This window comes from Photobacterium makurazakiensis (assembly GCF_050336715.1).
GTDB classification, from domain to species: Bacteria; Pseudomonadota; Gammaproteobacteria; order Enterobacterales; family Vibrionaceae; genus Photobacterium; species Photobacterium makurazakiensis.
This window is the reverse complement of the sequence record NZ_JAKJSJ010000058.1, coordinates 1-16,604: the sequence shown is the minus strand read 5'-3', so window position 1 is coordinate 16,604 and position 16,604 is coordinate 1. Positions and strand designations below refer to the sequence as shown.

15 protein-coding genes and 3 tRNA genes are annotated in these 16,604 nt (G+C 44.3%); 9 read left to right on the top strand and 9 right to left on the bottom strand.

Translation table 11 applies throughout. The annotated features are described in order from the left end of the window. Window positions 1–50: 50 nt before the first annotated feature. On the top strand, window positions 51–191 hold the full coding sequence (locus L4D09_RS22445) for a hypothetical protein (RefSeq protein ID WP_428459761.1): 141 nt from the start codon (window positions 51–53) through the stop codon (window positions 189–191). On the opposite strand, the gene ycaO is transcribed toward L4D09_RS22445, so the two are convergent. Beyond that, window positions 169–1,893 (bottom strand): 30S ribosomal protein S12 methylthiotransferase accessory factor YcaO, encoded by a 1,725-nt coding sequence (ycaO, locus tag L4D09_RS22440; RefSeq protein WP_428459760.1) that lies wholly within the window; start codon window positions 1,891–1,893, stop codon window positions 169–171. The two genes, L4D09_RS22445 and ycaO, sit on opposite strands and share 23 nt — an antisense overlap. Window positions 1,894–2,205: 312 nt before the next feature. Here ycaO and L4D09_RS22435 point away from each other — a divergent pair, with 312 nt between their 5' ends. From L4D09_RS22435 to L4D09_RS22425, 3 genes are all read left to right on the top strand, one after another. Beyond that, window positions 2,206–3,561, top strand: coding sequence for a M20 family metallopeptidase (locus L4D09_RS22435; protein ID WP_428459759.1), 1,356 nt, complete (start codon window positions 2,206–2,208; stop codon window positions 3,559–3,561). Then, complete coding sequence (locus L4D09_RS22430; protein ID WP_428459758.1) at window positions 3,558–5,039, top strand: YfcC family protein; 1,482 nt, start codon at window positions 3,558–3,560, stop codon at window positions 5,037–5,039. The genes L4D09_RS22435 and L4D09_RS22430 overlap by 4 nt, the downstream gene beginning before the upstream one ends. A 117-nt stretch (window positions 5,040–5,156) precedes the next feature. Beyond that, the gene (locus L4D09_RS22425; protein ID WP_428459757.1) at window positions 5,157–5,456 is read left to right on the top strand and encodes an ArsR/SmtB family transcription factor; all 300 of its coding nucleotides are present in this window, start codon (window positions 5,157–5,159) and stop codon (window positions 5,454–5,456) included. 64 nt (window positions 5,457–5,520) lie between these two features. Here L4D09_RS22425 and L4D09_RS22420 read toward each other — a convergent pair whose 3' ends face one another. Next, on the bottom strand, window positions 5,521–7,221 hold the full coding sequence (locus L4D09_RS22420) for an ABC transporter substrate-binding protein (RefSeq protein ID WP_428459756.1): 1,701 nt from the start codon (window positions 7,219–7,221) through the stop codon (window positions 5,521–5,523). Between the two features lie 303 nt (window positions 7,222–7,524). Here L4D09_RS22420 and L4D09_RS22415 point away from each other — a divergent pair, with 303 nt between their 5' ends. From L4D09_RS22415 to L4D09_RS22400, 4 genes are all read left to right on the top strand, one after another. Further along, entirely contained in the window at window positions 7,525–8,295 is a 771-nt protein-coding gene (locus L4D09_RS22415) for an ABC transporter ATP-binding protein (RefSeq protein WP_428459755.1), read from the top strand. A gap of 99 nt (window positions 8,296–8,394) precedes the next feature. Next, entirely contained in the window at window positions 8,395–9,171 is a 777-nt protein-coding gene (locus tag L4D09_RS22410) for an ABC transporter substrate-binding protein (protein ID WP_428459754.1), read from the top strand. Window positions 9,172–9,276: 105 nt separating this feature from the next. Next, complete coding sequence (locus tag L4D09_RS22405; RefSeq protein ID WP_428459753.1) at window positions 9,277–10,014, top strand: ABC transporter permease; 738 nt, start codon at window positions 9,277–9,279, stop codon at window positions 10,012–10,014. A gap of 3 nt (window positions 10,015–10,017) precedes the next feature. Next, the gene (locus L4D09_RS22400; protein WP_428459752.1) at window positions 10,018–10,695 is read left to right on the top strand and encodes an ABC transporter permease; all 678 of its coding nucleotides are present in this window, start codon (window positions 10,018–10,020) and stop codon (window positions 10,693–10,695) included. Between the two features lie 76 nt (window positions 10,696–10,771). On the opposite strand, the gene grxB is transcribed toward L4D09_RS22400, so the two are convergent. The 3 genes from grxB to tpx all read right to left on the bottom strand — a co-directional run bounded on the left by grxB (window position 10,772) and on the right by tpx (window position 12,968). Beyond that, window positions 10,772–11,422, bottom strand: coding sequence for a glutaredoxin 2 (gene grxB / locus L4D09_RS22395; protein ID WP_428459751.1), 651 nt, complete (start codon window positions 11,420–11,422; stop codon window positions 10,772–10,774). A gap of 74 nt (window positions 11,423–11,496) precedes the next feature. Further along, entirely contained in the window at window positions 11,497–12,303 is an 807-nt protein-coding gene (xthA, locus tag L4D09_RS22390) for an exodeoxyribonuclease III (RefSeq protein ID WP_428459750.1), read from the bottom strand. 167 nt (window positions 12,304–12,470) lie between these two features. Then, window positions 12,471–12,968, bottom strand: coding sequence for a thiol peroxidase (gene tpx, locus L4D09_RS22385; RefSeq protein ID WP_428459749.1), 498 nt, complete (start codon window positions 12,966–12,968; stop codon window positions 12,471–12,473). 265 nt (window positions 12,969–13,233) lie between these two features. Between tpx and L4D09_RS22380 the strand changes: the two genes are divergently transcribed. Continuing rightward, complete coding sequence (locus tag L4D09_RS22380) at window positions 13,234–14,190, top strand: glutathione S-transferase family protein (protein ID WP_428459748.1); 957 nt, start codon at window positions 13,234–13,236, stop codon at window positions 14,188–14,190. On the opposite strand, the gene L4D09_RS22375 is transcribed toward L4D09_RS22380, so the two are convergent. From L4D09_RS22375 to L4D09_RS22360, 4 genes are all read right to left on the bottom strand, one after another. Further along, the gene (locus L4D09_RS22375; RefSeq protein ID WP_428459747.1) at window positions 14,187–15,896 is read right to left on the bottom strand and encodes a response regulator; all 1,710 of its coding nucleotides are present in this window, start codon (window positions 15,894–15,896) and stop codon (window positions 14,187–14,189) included. The two genes, L4D09_RS22380 and L4D09_RS22375, sit on opposite strands and share 4 nt — an antisense overlap. A gap of 246 nt (window positions 15,897–16,142) precedes the next feature. Continuing rightward, window positions 16,143–16,227 (bottom strand) — tRNA-Tyr (locus L4D09_RS22370). Between the two features lie 81 nt (window positions 16,228–16,308). Further along, window positions 16,309–16,393, bottom strand: a tRNA-Tyr gene (locus L4D09_RS22365). An 81-nt stretch (window positions 16,394–16,474) separates the two neighbouring features. Next, a tRNA-Tyr gene (locus L4D09_RS22360) sits at window positions 16,475–16,559 on the bottom strand. Window positions 16,560–16,604 lie beyond the last annotated feature (45 nt).

Here is a 16,604-nt window from a genome sequence, read left to right as displayed (position 1 = left end):
GGCACATTTAATGCGTACTTTGGTGGTAATACCAATAAAGTAGCATCTTGATGATTAAAACCTATCCAGATGTTTCAACTTTTTTTGAGTGGATTGGTGAAAAGTATGGCTTAAAAGAAAGAAATGCCAGCACAAAGCTGGCATTTTTGGGCAAGAAAAGTAAAAAAGTTACACTATTTGGGCTTTTTTAGCAGCCTGTAACTTATGATATGAAGCCAGCAGCTTTTGATGGGTAGGAAACTGCTTCATCCCCAAATCACCAGCATTTAAACCATGAAAACGCACAGTGCCTTCTATCGATCCCCATGCTGCTGTAACAATGTCATTACCGTATTTGGACTCGAATTCGGCTTTCAACAGTAAAGGGTCGCGCTCTTCATCAAGAGCCAAATTTAAGCTGGCAACTAAGCAGTGAAAGAAATGAGTACGTTCAGGACTGTAGTTTGCGGTATTGCTATCGGTACATTGGCTTGCAAACTCAAGCGCGAGTTCAAGATCACCACCTGCTAGTGCGAGCAAACATTTGAGTTCGCCGATGCGTAAGGTCTCCCAAGCACTACCAACCTGTGGCGCTAGACCAATGATTTCATGCAGTAGGCATGAGTCATCAAACCCTTCTTCTTCTAAGATGGAATACATTTCAGCGTATTGTTCGGCTTCCCAGTCTACATTGGGTAGTGCCAAGAAGGTTTCGCGTAGCTCCATAGCGACATTGTTGTTGGCTTCAATGAGCATTTCAATAGGGTAAACTTCTGACCAACCCGGTACGATAATACGGCAGCTTGCTACGCCGAGGTGGCTGTAGTCTGCAATATAAACGTCTGCTCTTTCTGCAGTGAAAATATTCATCAGGTGGTTGAAACGCTCTTCAGCATTGCCGTTAAAATTCCAATCGACAAAGTCGTAATTGGCATCCGCTTGGAATTGTTCCCAAGTCATCAAACCTGATGCATCAGTGAAATGCGTTTTTAAGTCAGGTTGTTCGCTGACACCTTCATTATCAACCGTGGATTTAGGAAGTAATGCTACAACAGCACGTTCAAGTGCTTGTTCAAATTGTGGGTGCGCCCCGAAGGCTGCAAAGTGAGTTCTGCTTTCAGGGTTCAGTAGTGTGATGCAAATAACGGGGTACTTACCCCCTAGTGATGCGTCATAGCAAGAAACCGGAAATCCTTCGGCTTCTAGTGCATTGAGCGACTCTTTGATTGTTGGGAAGCGTTCAATAACAGAGGCGGGAATCTCAGGTAGGCTGATACGTTCTGTCAGAATGCGTTTTTTGATCGCTTGTTCGATAATCCCTGACAGTCCGTGCGTACGGGCTTCGGCTTTGGTATTCCCGACAGAGGTACCGTTAGAGGCATACAGGTTACCGATAATATTCACGGGAATATAGACTGTTTCTTTGCCTCGCTGGCGTTCAAAAGGCAAGGTACACACACCACGCTCCATATTACTCGATTGTAGGTCAATCAAGTCAGTCCCCAGTAACTCAAGTGTCGGATCATAGAACTGGATCAGGTACTCATCCAGAATGCCTTCCGGTGGTAGGTTGTCCTCTAAATCAAGCGGGAACCATTTTTCATTGGGGTAGTGCACGAACTCACTGTTTGCGATCTCTTCGCCAAGGTAGTAATTGGTGTAGAAATCGTTCATCGACAAGCACTTGAAGTACTCCCCCAGTGCAGAAGCTAGCGCGGCTTCTTTTGTTGTGTCGCTACCATTGACGATGTTCATTGGTGCATCAACATCACGAACGCATACAGACCAAACATTTGGTACTGGGTTGAACCAAGAGGCTTCTTCGATATTTAAGCCTAATTGCCTGAGCTTAGCTTGGAAAAGCGCAATAGATCCGTCAAGCGTGGCATCGTTACCCTGAGTAAATGTTTTCATTGTGGTTCTCATAGAGAGTGTTGAGTGGCGCGAATTATATCCAATTATATGCGATTAACCTAAGTGAGATGTATTTGCTAAATAGTGCTTTAGTAACAGTTAGTAATAGATTGTTGGTTTTTTGACCTTCATCTCATCTTGTCTTGAGGACGAGTGAAAGTAGTCACAGTTCGTTGCTACCCCTTGTAGCAGAATAGGTTGGCCATCTGCGGATTGACCGCATGATAATTCTAGCTACATACAATAAATCACCATTTTTGTCGGCCTATTATTTTAAAGGTAGATTAAAGTAGGTGAAAAAAGAGGGATACGATGAACGCAACAATAGCATCAAACATTGACGCACTGCGCGATGACTATATTGCCGCAGTGAAGCGAATAATCGCAATACCAAGTGTTTATCAGGAGGATGATAGCGGTATGCCATTTGGCAAACCAATAGACGACTGCCTGAACGAGACATTGAAGCTCTGCCATGAGCTTGGTTTTGCAATATACAAAGATCATAAAGGCTACTACGGCTATGCTGAGATCGGTGATGGCGAACAGATGATCGGTGTGTTGGGCCACTTGGATGTGGTTCCTACCGGTGAGCTGTCAGTCTGGCATTCTGATCCATTTACCCCAGATATTCGTGATGGACGGTTATATGGCCGAGGCACGCAGGATGATAAAGGGCCAACCTTGGCTGCTATCTTTGCGGTAAAAGCATTGCTCGACAGTGGAGTAACGCTCAATAAGCGAGTGAGATTTATCTTTGGTACAGACGAAGAAACCCTTTGGCGCTGTATCGACCGCTATTTAGAAAAAGAAGAAGTGCCACAATGCGGCTTCACGCCAGATTCAGCGTTTCCGTTGATCCATGCGGAAAAAATGCTGATCCAATCATGGTTACACGGTAAGGGGGATGATTTGATCGCCCTTGATTGTGGCGGTGCACTCAACGCCGTACCGGAGTTGGCTAAATATGAAGGGCCGCTGTGGGAGGAGTTAGCTGCAAAACTGGATGAGCTTGGGTTCGACTTTACTGCCGATGACGCAGAAGTCGTGGTGTTTGGTAAAGCTGCTCACTCAGCTGCCGCTGACAGTAAAGGCGTGAATGCTATCTCGCGTTTGTGTATGGCTTTACGCCAAATCGGCGTTACTCACCCAGCGATTTGTTTTGTTGCTGAACAGATAGGTCAAGATGCGAATGCCAAAGAGATTTTTGGCCCAGTTGAAGATGTCAGCGGACGATTAACGTTTAATGTGGCTCAGCTAATGGTGAATGCCGAGCACAGTAAGCTTGGACTCGATATCCGGGTGCCAGTGACGTTCAGTAAAGAGAGCTTTGACAACGATATGCTGGCCGTCGCCGAGCAGTATGGGCTGTGCTATGAAGAGTTTGATGTGCTGCCTTCGTTATATATGCCGTCAGATAGTCCAGTGATAAAAACACTCATGAGAGCCTATCAAGAAGTGAGTGGTGATATTGATAGTGAGCCAATGACCTCTGGTGGGGCGACTTATGCTCGAGCTATTCCTAATTGTGTGGCTTATGGGGCGATTTTCCCAGGCCGCGACAAGGTGGAACACATGCCGAACGAATATCTAATTATTGATGACATGCTCAAAGCGATGAATGTGTATGCCAACGCGATTTATCAATTGCAGGGAGTAGAGCTATGACAACCACGACTGAGGCTGGCAAAGTGAAACGAACGTTCAAGATGCCAACGGTTTATACCATCCTATTTATCATCATTGCGCTGGTAGCGTTACTGACTTGGATCCTACCAGCAGGAAAGTATGATTACATGATCAACGGTACCGATCAGATTATTCCTGCGGCGGAAGTGCTGGACTATGACGGTGGAGAGCGGCTATTACCGGTGCCTGGATCTTACCAAGAAATTGAGTCTTCTCCTCAAGGTGTGATTGATGTCTTGATGGCACCGATCAAAGGCTTCCATAAAGCGGTCGATGTTGCATTGTTCGTGTTGGTGATTGGTGGTTTCCTTGCGGTCACTATGCGCACTGGGGCGATGGATTCCGGTGTGGCGGCGATTGTTCGTAAATTCCGCGGGCGCGAACAAATGATGATCCCTGTGCTGATCACGCTGTTTGCTCTGGGTGGCTCAACCTATGGTATGGCTGAAGAAACCGTGGCGTTTTGGGCGGTGATTTTGCCTGTTATGGCCGTTGCCGGCTACGACCGTATGGTTGCAGCAGGTATTATCTTGTTGGGTTCTGGGGTTGGGGTTTTAGCTTCAACGGTAAACCCGTTCGCAACCGGTATTGCCTCTGGTTTTGCTGGGCTGCCAATTGGTGACGGTATTGTCTTACGAGTTATCCAGCTTACGGTGCTGATTGTATTGGCATCGTGGTATGTAATGCGGTATGCCTCAAAAGTAAAAGCCGATAAAGCAAACTCAGTATTGGCAGATATTGAATTCAACGATGAGTTCTCTCACGTTAAAGATGATAACGGTGAGTTTACGCCCAAGCAAAAGTGGACCATGGGGATCTTTTTTGGCGCTTTCTTGGTGATGATTTACGGCGTGATCCCATGGGAAGACATGGGCATTACGGCAATACCGACGCTTTGGTGGTGGTTTGATGAATTATCGACTCTGTTTTTAGCTTCGGCCATCTTGATTGCGGTTATTAACCGGATGTCGGAAGGCGATTTCATCCGTACTTTCTTAGAAGGGGCGAAAGACTTAATCGGGGTTGCGCTGGTGGTTGCTGTTGCTCGTGGTATTTACGTGGTGATGGAAAACGGGGTGATCATCGATACTATTCTCAACTGGGCAGAAGGTATGGTTACCGGCTTATCTTCTGGTGTGTTTGTTGTGGTGACTTACTTCGTACACATAGTATTGAGCTTCTTTATTCCATCAACATCGGGCTTGGCGACAGTGTCGATGCCATTAATGGCACCGTTGGCTGACTTCTCTGGTATTGGCCGCGATTTAATTATCACAGCTTACCAGTCTGCAAGTGGCTGGATTAATATTTTCGCACCAACAGCAGGCCACTTGGTCGCAGGTTTAGCCTTGGCTAAGATCCCTTATGAGCGATTCCTTAAGTGGGTAATGCCATTTGTGGTCATGGTATTGGTGGTGACAATTGTGATCTTGTTTGCAGGCGCCGCATTGATGTAATCAAAAACATTTCGTTTAACGATAGAGTGTGGAGAAAGGGCGAGTATGGTTTGCATACTCGCCTTTTGTTATTTATTTCTGCTACTATCGAAATATGAATTATGTTGGAGATCAAGCATGGAACTGGATGCGGTAGCCAAGGCATTAAAAGAGTTGGGTCATCCTACTCGTTTGTGTGTATATAAACATTTAGTGAAAGCAGGCCACGATGGATTACCAGTCGGAAAGCTTCAGGAAGAGCTTGGGATCCCAGGTTCGACATTGTCTCATCATATCTCTGGGCTAGTATCAGCTGGGCTTATTACCCAGAAGCGTGATGGAAGAACGCTGTATTGTGTTCCGCAATATGATGTCTTAGAAGGTGTGATTGGCTTTTTACAAGATGAATGTTGTACCGCTGCGACATTAGCGAAATAGTGATGGTAAAAAGCGAGGGCTGTAAAGCGCTCGCTTTTTCTTTCATACTAGATGGAATATAGGTTTATCGGCTTTTGGGTCTAAGTGATAATACGTGTATGAGCCGTTCAGGTCTCTGTGGCCATACCAATGGACTTGCGACCGGATTATTTTCATTAAACCATCCTTCAAAGCGCTCAGTATTGTACTGATAGAATTGAACGGTATTGTACAGCGGTACAGTTACTTGCTCGCTAGCAATGATTTGATTGAGCTCCTGAATGATCGCGAGTCGTTGTAGGGCACTTGAGGCGATAGGAAACTGTGTAAGTAGTTCATCAACACGTGTGTTCTTGTAGAAATGCATTGCATAGCGTGGGTATTGTGGTGATTGGTAGGTGCTGTTGAAGGCACTGTCAAAATACTTAAATGGCGTTGGGCCCTGTGGGTAATTTGTTAATGCCATTTGATAATCCCCAAGCGTTAGCCGTTCAACAAAAGGAGTAAAATCTTTTTGAATAGGGGTTACCTTAATACCAATTTGCTCCATCATTTCAGCAATAAGTAACGCCGTCGTATTAAAATCTGACCAGCCATTCGGCGATAATACAGTTAGCTGCAAAGGCTTACCTGATGGTAACTGTCGCCAACCATCCCCATTTTTATCGGTAACATCTAATACATCTAACCAATCTTTTGCGAGGTTGGCATTATATGACATGTAAGGAAGATACCGCTCGGTTACGATCGGATCAGCCCAGCTGTTAAAGCGCTGACTCATACCTGATGCGAAGATCGAAGGCTCTCCTTGTCCAAATGCAGCAATGTTTATTAACAGTTGGCGTTGAATTGACATCGAGACGGCGCGACGAAATTCGACATGTTGAAACAAGTCGCGTACTTCAGGATCTTTGGCTTCAAAGTTAAACATCAAACTAATCGTACTGGTCGGGGGTAACCAATATTGGTAATCAGGCGAGTAAGACGCGTAATGACGTTCGATATCGGGAATAAAGCTACCTGTCCAATCAAATTCACCGGTTGAAATACGTGAGATAAAGTCATCGTTGTTGGTGACTTTGGGATAACGTAAACAGTCAATATGTCGAGCTTCAGCCTGCCAGTAATTAGGGTTAGCACACTGTAAATACCCATCTTCATTCAAAGATGAAATTTCGGTGAAGGGGCCTGTACCGACGGGCTCAGCATTGGCGAATTGCATATAATCTTTTACGTCTTGCCACTGGTGCTGAGGAACGATAGGCAATAAGACAAGTGTATAGGCGACCAGTGCATTTGGTTTTTTGAGTTTGAAGTACACTTCGTGATCGGAACGTTTTTCAATGTATTCAACCCATGGATTTATGCCATGTGAGTCAAGTTCTGGGTATTTTTGCGCAATAGAAAATGAAAAAACCACATCATCCGCAGTGAATGGTTTTCCATCAGACCAGAGAACACCTTCACGAAGCGTAAAACTGATCCCTTTTAAATTACTGTCGAGGCGATAATGCGTTGCAAGGCGGTACTCAGGCTTGTTGTTTTGTAATGTGTTGAAGACGATGAGTGGCTCAAAAATAAACTCATGCGTTGTAGGCATACTGGATTTGGAAAAAGGGTTAAAGTTTGCGCTCACTTTATCTTTATATTCCGGTACAACCGTAAGAACAGATGTTGTTTTAGTGTTTTCTGGTAATGCGAAGCAGAAAGAAGAAAATAAAACAGAAACAAGGAGTAATGATAAGGTTCCTTGGTTAATTATTCTGCTAAAAAAACAGCTAAGCATGAATTCGCTCCATATCGCTAGCTTAAGGGCAATTTTATGGCGTTAACCTACAGGATGTTTACGGGATGATCAAATGGCGAAAGTTAAGCAACAATGAGTAACTATGCACACTATTTAACTATTGATTCTCATTGGTTTAAGGTTAACAAAATGTTGCTTATTGCGATTTGTGGTGATACCTTCGATGAAGTAATCGGAAAACAGTCAATCACTCTAATGCCTAATCATGCATAAATTAGGAAATAGGTAGATAGCAGATTTTCTTGAAATTGGTAGTTCGCGGCGATACAGGAGTAGGCGCACATGGCAAGTGAAGTGGCGCTTGATGTAAAGGATTTACATAAGTCTTTTGGCCAAAATGAAGTCTTAAAAGGCATTTCATTAACGGCCCACCGTGGTGATGTTATTTCAATTATTGGCTCTTCCGGTTCAGGGAAGAGTACATTTTTACGTTGTATTAATTTACTCGAGACCCCTACGCAGGGTGAAATTTGGGTAAAGGGTGAATTAATTAAAATGAAAAACAACCGGCAGGGTGAATTTTTGCCAGTTGATGAAAAGCAGGTGCAACGCATCCGTTCACGCCTTGCGATGGTGTTTCAAGGGTTTAACTTGTGGTCGCACATGACAGTGCTTGGCAATGTGATTGAAGCACCCGTGCATGTCTTAGGTATTCCAAAAGCAGAAGCTATTGAGCGCGCAGAAGCCATTTTGAAAAAAGTCGGCTTATATGACCGCCGTAATTATTACCCTGGACACCTTTCTGGTGGCCAGCAGCAACGTGCGGCGATTGCTAGGGCGTTAGCGGTCGATCCTGAAGTGATGCTGTTTGATGAACCGACCTCAGCGCTTGATCCGGAATTGGTCGGCGAGGTACTTGGGGTTATGCAAGATCTGGCTCAGGAAGGACGTACCATGTTGGTGGTTACGCATGAAATGGCATTTGCTCGCGATGTATCTAACCAAGTCATGTTTTTACATCAGGGGCGAGTAGAAGAGCAAGGTGACCCTGCTAAATTATTCACCAACCCAGAATCAGAACGCTTACAACAATTTATTTCATCAATTTATTAATTTTTATTGTGACAAGCATCAATAGAGAATGTGACTTCTCTTCGTGAGCATGCTTCACCATATTGTTTACACAGACAGCAATTATATCAGGAGTAGAACATGAAAAAATGGATTTTGGCTGCTGCCGTTGTTTCAGCCTTAGGCGCAACATCATTACAGGCAAAAGAGTGGAAAACTGTCCGCTTTGGTATTGAAGGTGCGTATCCTCCTTTTAGCTGGACCGAGCCAAGTGGCGAGCTAAAAGGTTTTGATGTTGATATGGCGAATGCATTGTGTGAAGAAATGCAGGTTAAATGTAAGGTTGTCGCTCAAGACTGGGACGGTATTATTCCGTCATTATTAGCACGTAAATATGACGCCATTATTGCTGCTATGTCTATCACTGAAGAACGTAAGAAAAGAGTCGACTTTACTGGCAAATATGCCCTTATCCCTAATAAATTTGTTGCCAAAAAAGGCACAGAACTCGACTTTACCAAAGAAGGCCTAAAAGGGGTAAAAGTTGGCGTTCAGCGTGCAACAACGCATGACAAATATCTAACGGATAACTACCCAGGCTCGGTTGAAATTGTGCGTTATGGTTCATTTGATGATGCCTACCTTGACTTGAAAGCTGGCCGAATCGCAACTGTATTAGGTGACGCTTCTGCATTGGAAGAAGGTTTACTTAATCGAGATGGCGGTGATGGCTATGAATTTATTGGCCCATCGTTGACGGATCCAAAATGGTTCGGTGACGGCTTTGGTATTGCGGTACGTAAGCAAGATAAAGATTTAACTAAGCAACTTGATGAAGCCATTACATCACTTCGTGAAAAAGGTATCTATCAAGATATTGCTGCGAAGTACTTTGCTTATGATGTATACGGTAAGTAACACGAAAATTTAAGCGTTTACAAGGGCTAGTTAGCGAAGGCTAAATAGCCCTGTCTTGTTTTTAGGTTGGCATCTCTCTCCTAAGTCGTAATAAGGAGCTTCCTTTTGATTGATTTGAAAGGTTACGAATGGTCACTGATTGAAGGGGCATGGATTACCCTGCAGGTGGCTCTATTATCACTATTACTCGCCATGATCCTGGGTATGTTTGGAGCGCTAGCGAAGCTATCTCCTTACCGATGGGCGAGAGCAATAGCCACGTTTTATACTACGGTGATCCGTGGTATTCCTGATTTAGTGCTAATGATGCTGATCTTCTTTGGTGGGCAAATGTTGTTAAACGATAGCCTTTACCGAGCGAATGAAGCATTAAATGCATATTTTGCTTCAGATCCTAACCATGAATGGACATCGTATTTACCTGATTATGTTGAAATCAGCCCGTTTGTCGCGGGTATTATGACCATAGGTTTTATTTTTGGTGCATATATGGCTGAGACATTTCGTGGCGCTATTCTCTCTGTCGATAAAGGTGAACTTGAGGCTGGTAAAGCTTATGGGATGAGTGGCTTTCTGTCTTTCCGCCGTATCCTACTTCCTCAAATGATCCGTCATGCCTTACCTGGATTTGGTAATAACTGGCTCGTTCTCTTGAAAACCACTGCGCTAGTGTCTGTGATTGGACTTGATGACATGGTACGAAAAGGGGCGTTAGCCGCAGGCACAACACAAATGCCTTTCACTTTCTATATGAGCATTGCGGTTATCTTTTTGTTGTTTACTACTTTATCAACGACAGGCCTGAAATGGGTCGAGCGTAAATTCAGTATTCATACGAGGTAAGTTATGGATTTTAGTATTTTAACCGACTCATGGCCTATCTATTGGCAGGGGTTATATACCACGGTATGGATGGTAGCCGTTGCGCTCATTGTTGGTTTAATCGTGGCCGTGCCAATTGGCGTTGCCCGTAATAGTAAATCACCCATTATTTTTCTCCCAGCTTGGGCATTTATCTATTTTTTCCGCGGCACCCCGTTATTGATCCAGCTGTACCTTATTTATTATGGTTTAAGTCAATTGATTGAAGTGCAAGGTACGATGTGGCAAGAAGCATGGTTTTGCGCATTGGTCGCCTTTGTGCTTAATACATCGGCGTATACTGCAGAGATAGTTCGAGGCTCAATTAATAGCATGCCAAAAGGTGAGATTGAAGCGGCTAAAGCGTATGGAATGAGCGATGCGCAAGCGTTCCGTCGCATCATTTTACCGAGCGCGCTGCGCCGAGCATTACCCGCCTACAGTAATGAGGTGATTTTTATGCTTCATGGCTCAGCTGTGGCAGGTATCGTTACGATTGTCGATTTGACCGGGGCAGCTAAGATTGTTAATTCACGCTATTACGCGCCTTTTGAGTCATATTTGTTTGCTGGCTTATTCTATATGCTGCTCACGTTTATCATTCTATGGGGCTTCCGTCGTCTAGAAGGGCGCTGGATGCGTCATCTCCGTCCTCTGTCTTAGTCTTCGTTTTATCAATAAAAAGCCCAGCAATCTAATTGCTGGGCTTTTTTGACATAAACGCTAGGGCGACTTGGTTTTAAACGGCAATGTCGTCATAAAGTATGGTTGCCGTCAGGGCTGCTACTTCATCAATATACTGACGTACTTTCGCTGGGAATTTAATACCTTTAACCACGGTTAAATTACGCAGTGACGGGAATAGGTTCACATCATCGTAGCTCAGTCGGTTATCACGCTCTGATGGTAATACCAGCCAATCAAGTGCATCAAAGGATGCATTGAGCCCAGCAAGGTATTCGTCAGATTTTGCAAACGCATCATCGAAGTCTTGCTCGATCATGGCGGTTTTATTTTTGGTAAACCATGCTTTTGCGGCTTGGCTGCCAAACTCAGGAAGTTCGACTTTCATCCAGCGTGGATATAGCAGGCGACTGCTGAATGGACGGGCAACCTCAGACCAGGCTGCAATATTGCCTTCATTGCGACTTGCTGTAAGTACAGGCTTACCATCCAGTGCATCAATATAAGCTGCAATATCTAAGCTTTCTGCCATGTAGCTAGCATCTTCTTTTTGAAGGATAGGTACCAAGTTTGCCCCCACTTTTTCGATGCGAGCATCGATATCATGGTTTTGCAGGTAGATTAACTCGATATCGGCTTCCTTCAAGCCTGCGACCATCATTGCCTTGATACAAAAAGGGCAATGATCAAAAACAAACAGTTTCATTTTTATTCCTTGTCGTAATATCCCAAGTAGTAGGGCGCGTACCCAGTGGAAAGCTGCACGCCCTAAATAACGTTTTAGCTAAATGTTGACCAAATAGGAGCATGATCAGAAGGCTTTTCGATACCACGAAGCTCATAATCGATCCCCGCTTCTGTACAACGCTCGGCTAACGATGGGGTTGCAAGTACAACATCAATGCGCAGGCCACGGTTATCGACAAAGCCTTTAGAGCGATAGTCAAACCACGAGAACTGGTCGTCAGTTTCTGGGTGTAGCTGACGGAAAGTATCAATAAAGCCCCAATCAAGTAGGGTTTTCAGCCATTCACGTTCAATCGGTTGGAAAGAGCATTTCCCAGTTTTTAGCCAACGTTTAGCATTGGCTGGCCCTATACCGATATCTAAGTCAATCGAGCTAATATTAATATCACCCATAACGATGATTTCTTCATCGTTGTTATGGTGGTTGTTCAGGTAGTTCATTAAGTCAGCATAAAACTTTTCTTTTGCTGGAAACTTAGTTTCATGGTTAACGTTATCGCCTTGTGGAAAATAACCATTGAGTACGGTGACTTTTTTTCCATTATCTTGCTCAAACGTTGCCATGATCATTCGGCGCTGAGCATCGTCATCGTCCGTCGGGAAGCCTTTACGTACTTCAACGGGTTCTTGCTTACACAGCATTGCCACGCCGTAGTGTGCTTTCTGACCATGGTGGTAAACCTTATAACCCATGGCTTCGACGGCTTCTAATGGGAATGCTTCATCGTGCACTTTGATTTCTTGGAGGCCAATAACATCAGGTTGATGTTTGTCGATCAGGGCTTGCAGCTGGTGAAGGCGGGCACGAAGGCCATTGATGTTAAATGAGATTACTTTCATTGTTTTTATCGTATTTTGAAGGAGGTATTTTTCGATACTAACATAGAACGATTGACGCAACGAAGTAGAGAGTCATGAAGTTATGGTATTCAAGGAATGCCATCAGCTGCTGCTAATGGCATTGGTGCTCCTGCTGTTTTTAAGCATCAGAAGAATTGGAATATGACTTACAATGCTGCCAGTGCGGCTTCGTAGTTTGGCTCTTCGGTGATCTCGCTAACTAGCTCGCTGTGAACAATTAGACCTTCTTCATTTAGGCAAATAACGGCACGTGCAGCTAGGCCACGTAGTGCACCTTCATCTAGGTTAACACCATAATCCTGGGTGAAAGTAGGTGCACGGAAGAAAGAAGCGGTTTGCACGTTTTTCAAACCTTCAGTTTCACAGAAGCGACCCGTTGCAAAAGGTAAGTCAGCAGAAATGCATAGTACAACGGTATTTTCTTGGCTTGCTGCTTTTTCATTGAACGCACGTACGCTGGTAGCACATACAGGTGTGTCGATACTTGGGAAGATATTTAAAACCACTTTCTTCCCTGCAAAATCGGTAAGCTGAACATCAGATAGATCAGCCCCACACAGTGTGAAAGCTGGTGCTTGGCTACCTACAGCTGCGAAAGTACCGGCGACGTTTACAGCATTTCCTTGAAAAGTAACTTGAGTCATAACTTTACTTGCCTTTTTTTAGTTTATATATAGTTGATTTATATAATAAATACCCTGCGGGTATTTGTATTGTACATAGTTGCATAATAAATATAACCATAGCTTTCGCAGGTCGTACCTCCCTGCTTATAAGGCATGACTATCTTGTTAGAATTTATTGATTATCTTCAACAGTTGCGGCTTAACGACTTTTAAGAAGCCACTTTCTATACTCAGTACACAATCAACGTGGGGATGCTCGCGGACCGAGATAAGGAAGATGACGATGGGTAAGTTGGTACAGGGTGTTTGGCAAGATGTCTGGTATGACACCAAAGATAGTAATGGTAACTTTGTGCGAGAAGATGCAGGCTTTCGTGGCTGGCTTACTACGGATGGGGGGGCTGGTCCGGATGGTCAGCGAGGTTTTAAAGCTGAGTCAGGCCGTTATCATTTGTATGTATCGCTTGCTTGCCCGTGGGCACATCGCACATTGATCTTTCGCCAGCTAAAAGGTTTGGCTGAACATATTGGTGTTACAGTGGTGAGCCCGGATATGCGCACTAAAGGTTGGGAGTTTGACCAACCGGAACCCCTGTATGACTTTACCTGCGTACATCAGCTGTATAGCAAAGCTAAGCCTGACTATACCGGTAGGGTAACTGTTCCTGTGCTTTGGGATAAGCAAACACACACCATCGTGAGTAATGAGTCCTCAGAAATTATTCGGATGTTCAATAGCGCCTTTAATCAGTTAACGGGCGACGAGCAAGATTTCTATCCAGAAGCATTACGGGCGGATATTGAACATTGGAATGACTTTATTTATCCAAATATCAACAATGGTGTATACCGGTGTGGCTTCGCGACTACACAAGAAGCGTATGATGAAGCCTATGACAACTTGTTCATGGCATTAGATAAAGTTGATCAGCATTTAGGATCACAGCGTTACTTAGCGGGAAACCAAATCACTGAAGCGGATTGGCGGCTATTTACGACGTTGATTCGATTTGATGCCGTATATGTTGGGCATTTTAAATGTAATAAACAACGTATTGCTGAGTATCCGAACCTTCAGGGATACCTGAAGGAGCTATATCAATACGCCAATGTGGCTGATACTGTCGATTTCTATCACATAAAGAGACACTATTACTTCAGCCATGACATGATCAACCCAACAGGGATCGTGCCGCGTGGTCCGACATTAGATTTGTTATCCCCCCACGGGCGTGACTAGCTCGCATTTAATAGAAACTGATGGGTTCGGGCTTGGTAAGTCCGAACTATTTTGGCTTGGTGCGGTGGGGCTTTTAATGTCTGCATATCTTCGAATAGTTGCTTGCGCCATTGCTCTAACCCATCGGGTAGTGGCATCGAAGTAATGGCCTTTAAGCTAGCTTTAATTTTTACGGTATCGTCAGTGCACAGCCTGCTAAGGCAATCTAGTCTGCCTAAATGTGCTTCGCTACAAAGTGGGTAATTATGGAGGATTTGTTCATAGAGGTTGAGAGCAGTACTTGTGTCGCCCTCACGTAGCTGGTTAGCTTGTGAAAGCTTGGTTTCTAGTACCTTTATTTCCGCCAGTAGCGGCTTGTTCTGTTTGATTTCATTCAGTCTGATTTTGCTATGCCCATCAAAACGATCACGAAGTGATAGGGCATTATTTAATTCGGCAATCAGCTGGGTTTCACCGAAATGAAGTAACACTGGCAGTGCATCGGCAATCATGACTGATGGCAGCTTGGTGATTTTGTTAAAGTAAGTTGAAAGTCCGACTAGGATCCTCCGCTTGGCTTTAAGGGGCTGATCATTAGCAAGCGCCAAGCGCGCTTGTATAATATGGCTGAAACTGGTTAAAAAAGGCTGCTGGATAGGTAATACGCGTGAGTGGGCTCGTCGAATAATGCCTTTGAGTGCAGTCTTCAGCTCATGTTTTAGACTTTTTGATGAATGGCCATAGTAAGCTTGTTCAAAGATAGCGGTGTATTCGGCAAAACAAATGATCCATTCAACATCAATGATGGGTAAATGGCTTGCAAGTGTTTTACCTGAATTCGTGAGTTGCTCCATACGTTCTAAGCTCGCAGCGAGCTGAGCAACCTTGAGGGCACGGTGGCTGATAGTTGGGGTTAGCTTTAATGCCTTTTCTGCGGTTTCGAGCGCCTCGTAATAAAGTTTGCCTTCAGCTTGGTATGTAGCTAGGTAATCATATAGCTCAATATTAAGAGGGGAGCGGGCAATTAATTGCTCCAGTTTTTTTATCACCTGCTGCAATTTACCTTGATGGTGGAGTACTTTGACTTCAATCAGAGAAAGTTTTGGTGACGGATTATTTTTGAGCAATATATGGGTATAGCGTTCGACTTGCTCCCACTGGCCGTTAGTGACCATCATATCAAGCAATAAGCCTTCTAGCTTATGGTTGTAGCCATATTGTTGCAGCTGTTTGCAACATAGCTCAATGGCAGTGTCTAGCCCATCAGATTCAATCGCCTCATAAATCGGTTGGCGCCGAGCACAGTCATTAAGAGTCGTTAATAACTTTTTCTTAATGGTTTGGGTGGTTATCGGCTTTGTCATGAAGCTATCAGGCTCGACAGCCATACTGGTCAGGATCACTTCTGCTGAGTTGTCGCCTGAAATCATGATCAGGCCGCAGTGTGAGGTAATGTACTTTCGCCTGCGCAGCAGATTGACTAATTCACTGCCGTTAAGTGCCCCATCAAGGTGATAGTCAACGAAAAGAATGTCGTAGCAGTTTTTTTTACAGCTTTCGATGGCATTGTGGTGATCAAGCGAAATGTCGATGTCTTTCAAACCGATATGTTGTAGAACTCCCTTGATCAATGCAGCAGCAGCACGCTGATCATCAACGACCAGTACCTTAATTGGTTGGAGTTCTATACAGCTTTCATTTGCAGAAAAATTCGGTTTTGTAGGCATGTCCTTATTCCAACTTGTTATGCATCTAGTTGTATTCTAGTTGGCATTAATGAAACTAGACAAATCCAATTCTATGAATAGTGAAGAGAACACTTTCCTATTACACAATGAACGCCCAAATTACGGATCTTATTGATATTAATGTTAATTTGTTCTTCCTCGGTGGTAGAGGGGAGATGAAATAGTGATAAGTGAATAAATTATAGACGAAAAAAAGCCAGTAGCTTGCGCTACTGGCTTGAATGATGGTGGAGGGAGATGGATTCGAACCATCGAAGGCAGAGCCGTCAGATTTACAGTCTGATCCCTTTGGCCACTCGGGAACCCCTCCACGGGGTGTTGCTAATTGTTTGGCTTTAAAAGCCAGAAAACTGTTTGGCCACTCTTACGAGTAAAACAATTTYCAAAATGATGGTGGAGGGAGATGGATTCGAACCATCGAAGGCRGAGCCGTCAGATTTACAGTCTGATCCCTTTGGCCACTCGGGAACCCCTCCACGGGGTGTTGCTAATTGTTTGGCTTTAAAAGCCAGAAAACTGTTTGGCCACTCTTRCGAGTAAAACAATTTTCAAAATGATGGTGGAGGGAGATGGATTCGAACCATCGAAGGCGGAGCCGTCAGATTTACAGTCTGATCCCTTTGGCCACTCGGGAACCCCTCCACGGGGTGTTGCTAATTGTTTGGCTTTAAAAGCCAGAAAACTGTT

Coding starts and splice junctions, on each gene's coding strand:
- ycaO (WP_428459760.1), bottom strand. CDS start 1,893: ATGAAAACATTTACTCAGGGTAACGATGCCACGCTTGACGGATCTATT.
- L4D09_RS22430 (WP_428459758.1), top strand. CDS start 3,558: ATGACAACCACGACTGAGGCTGGCAAAGTGAAACGAACGTTCAAGATG.
- L4D09_RS22435 (WP_428459759.1), top strand. CDS start 2,206: ATGAACGCAACAATAGCATCAAACATTGACGCACTGCGCGATGACTAT.
- xthA (WP_428459750.1), bottom strand. CDS start 12,303: ATGAAAGTAATCTCATTTAACATCAATGGCCTTCGTGCCCGCCTTCAC.
- L4D09_RS22420 (WP_428459756.1), bottom strand. CDS start 7,221: ATGCTTAGCTGTTTTTTTAGCAGAATAATTAACCAAGGAACCTTATCA.
- L4D09_RS22425 (WP_428459757.1), top strand. CDS start 5,157: ATGGAACTGGATGCGGTAGCCAAGGCATTAAAAGAGTTGGGTCATCCT.
- L4D09_RS22375 (WP_428459747.1), bottom strand. CDS start 15,896: ATGCCTACAAAACCGAATTTTTCTGCAAATGAAAGCTGTATAGAACTC.
- L4D09_RS22380 (WP_428459748.1), top strand. CDS start 13,234: ATGGGTAAGTTGGTACAGGGTGTTTGGCAAGATGTCTGGTATGACACC.
- grxB (WP_428459751.1), bottom strand. CDS start 11,422: ATGAAACTGTTTGTTTTTGATCATTGCCCTTTTTGTATCAAGGCAATG.
- L4D09_RS22410 (WP_428459754.1), top strand. CDS start 8,395: ATGAAAAAATGGATTTTGGCTGCTGCCGTTGTTTCAGCCTTAGGCGCA.
- L4D09_RS22445 (WP_428459761.1), top strand. CDS start 51: ATGATTAAAACCTATCCAGATGTTTCAACTTTTTTTGAGTGGATTGGT.
- L4D09_RS22400 (WP_428459752.1), top strand. CDS start 10,018: ATGGATTTTAGTATTTTAACCGACTCATGGCCTATCTATTGGCAGGGG.
- tpx (WP_428459749.1), bottom strand. CDS start 12,968: ATGACTCAAGTTACTTTTCAAGGAAATGCTGTAAACGTCGCCGGTACT.
- L4D09_RS22415 (WP_428459755.1), top strand. CDS start 7,525: ATGGCAAGTGAAGTGGCGCTTGATGTAAAGGATTTACATAAGTCTTTT.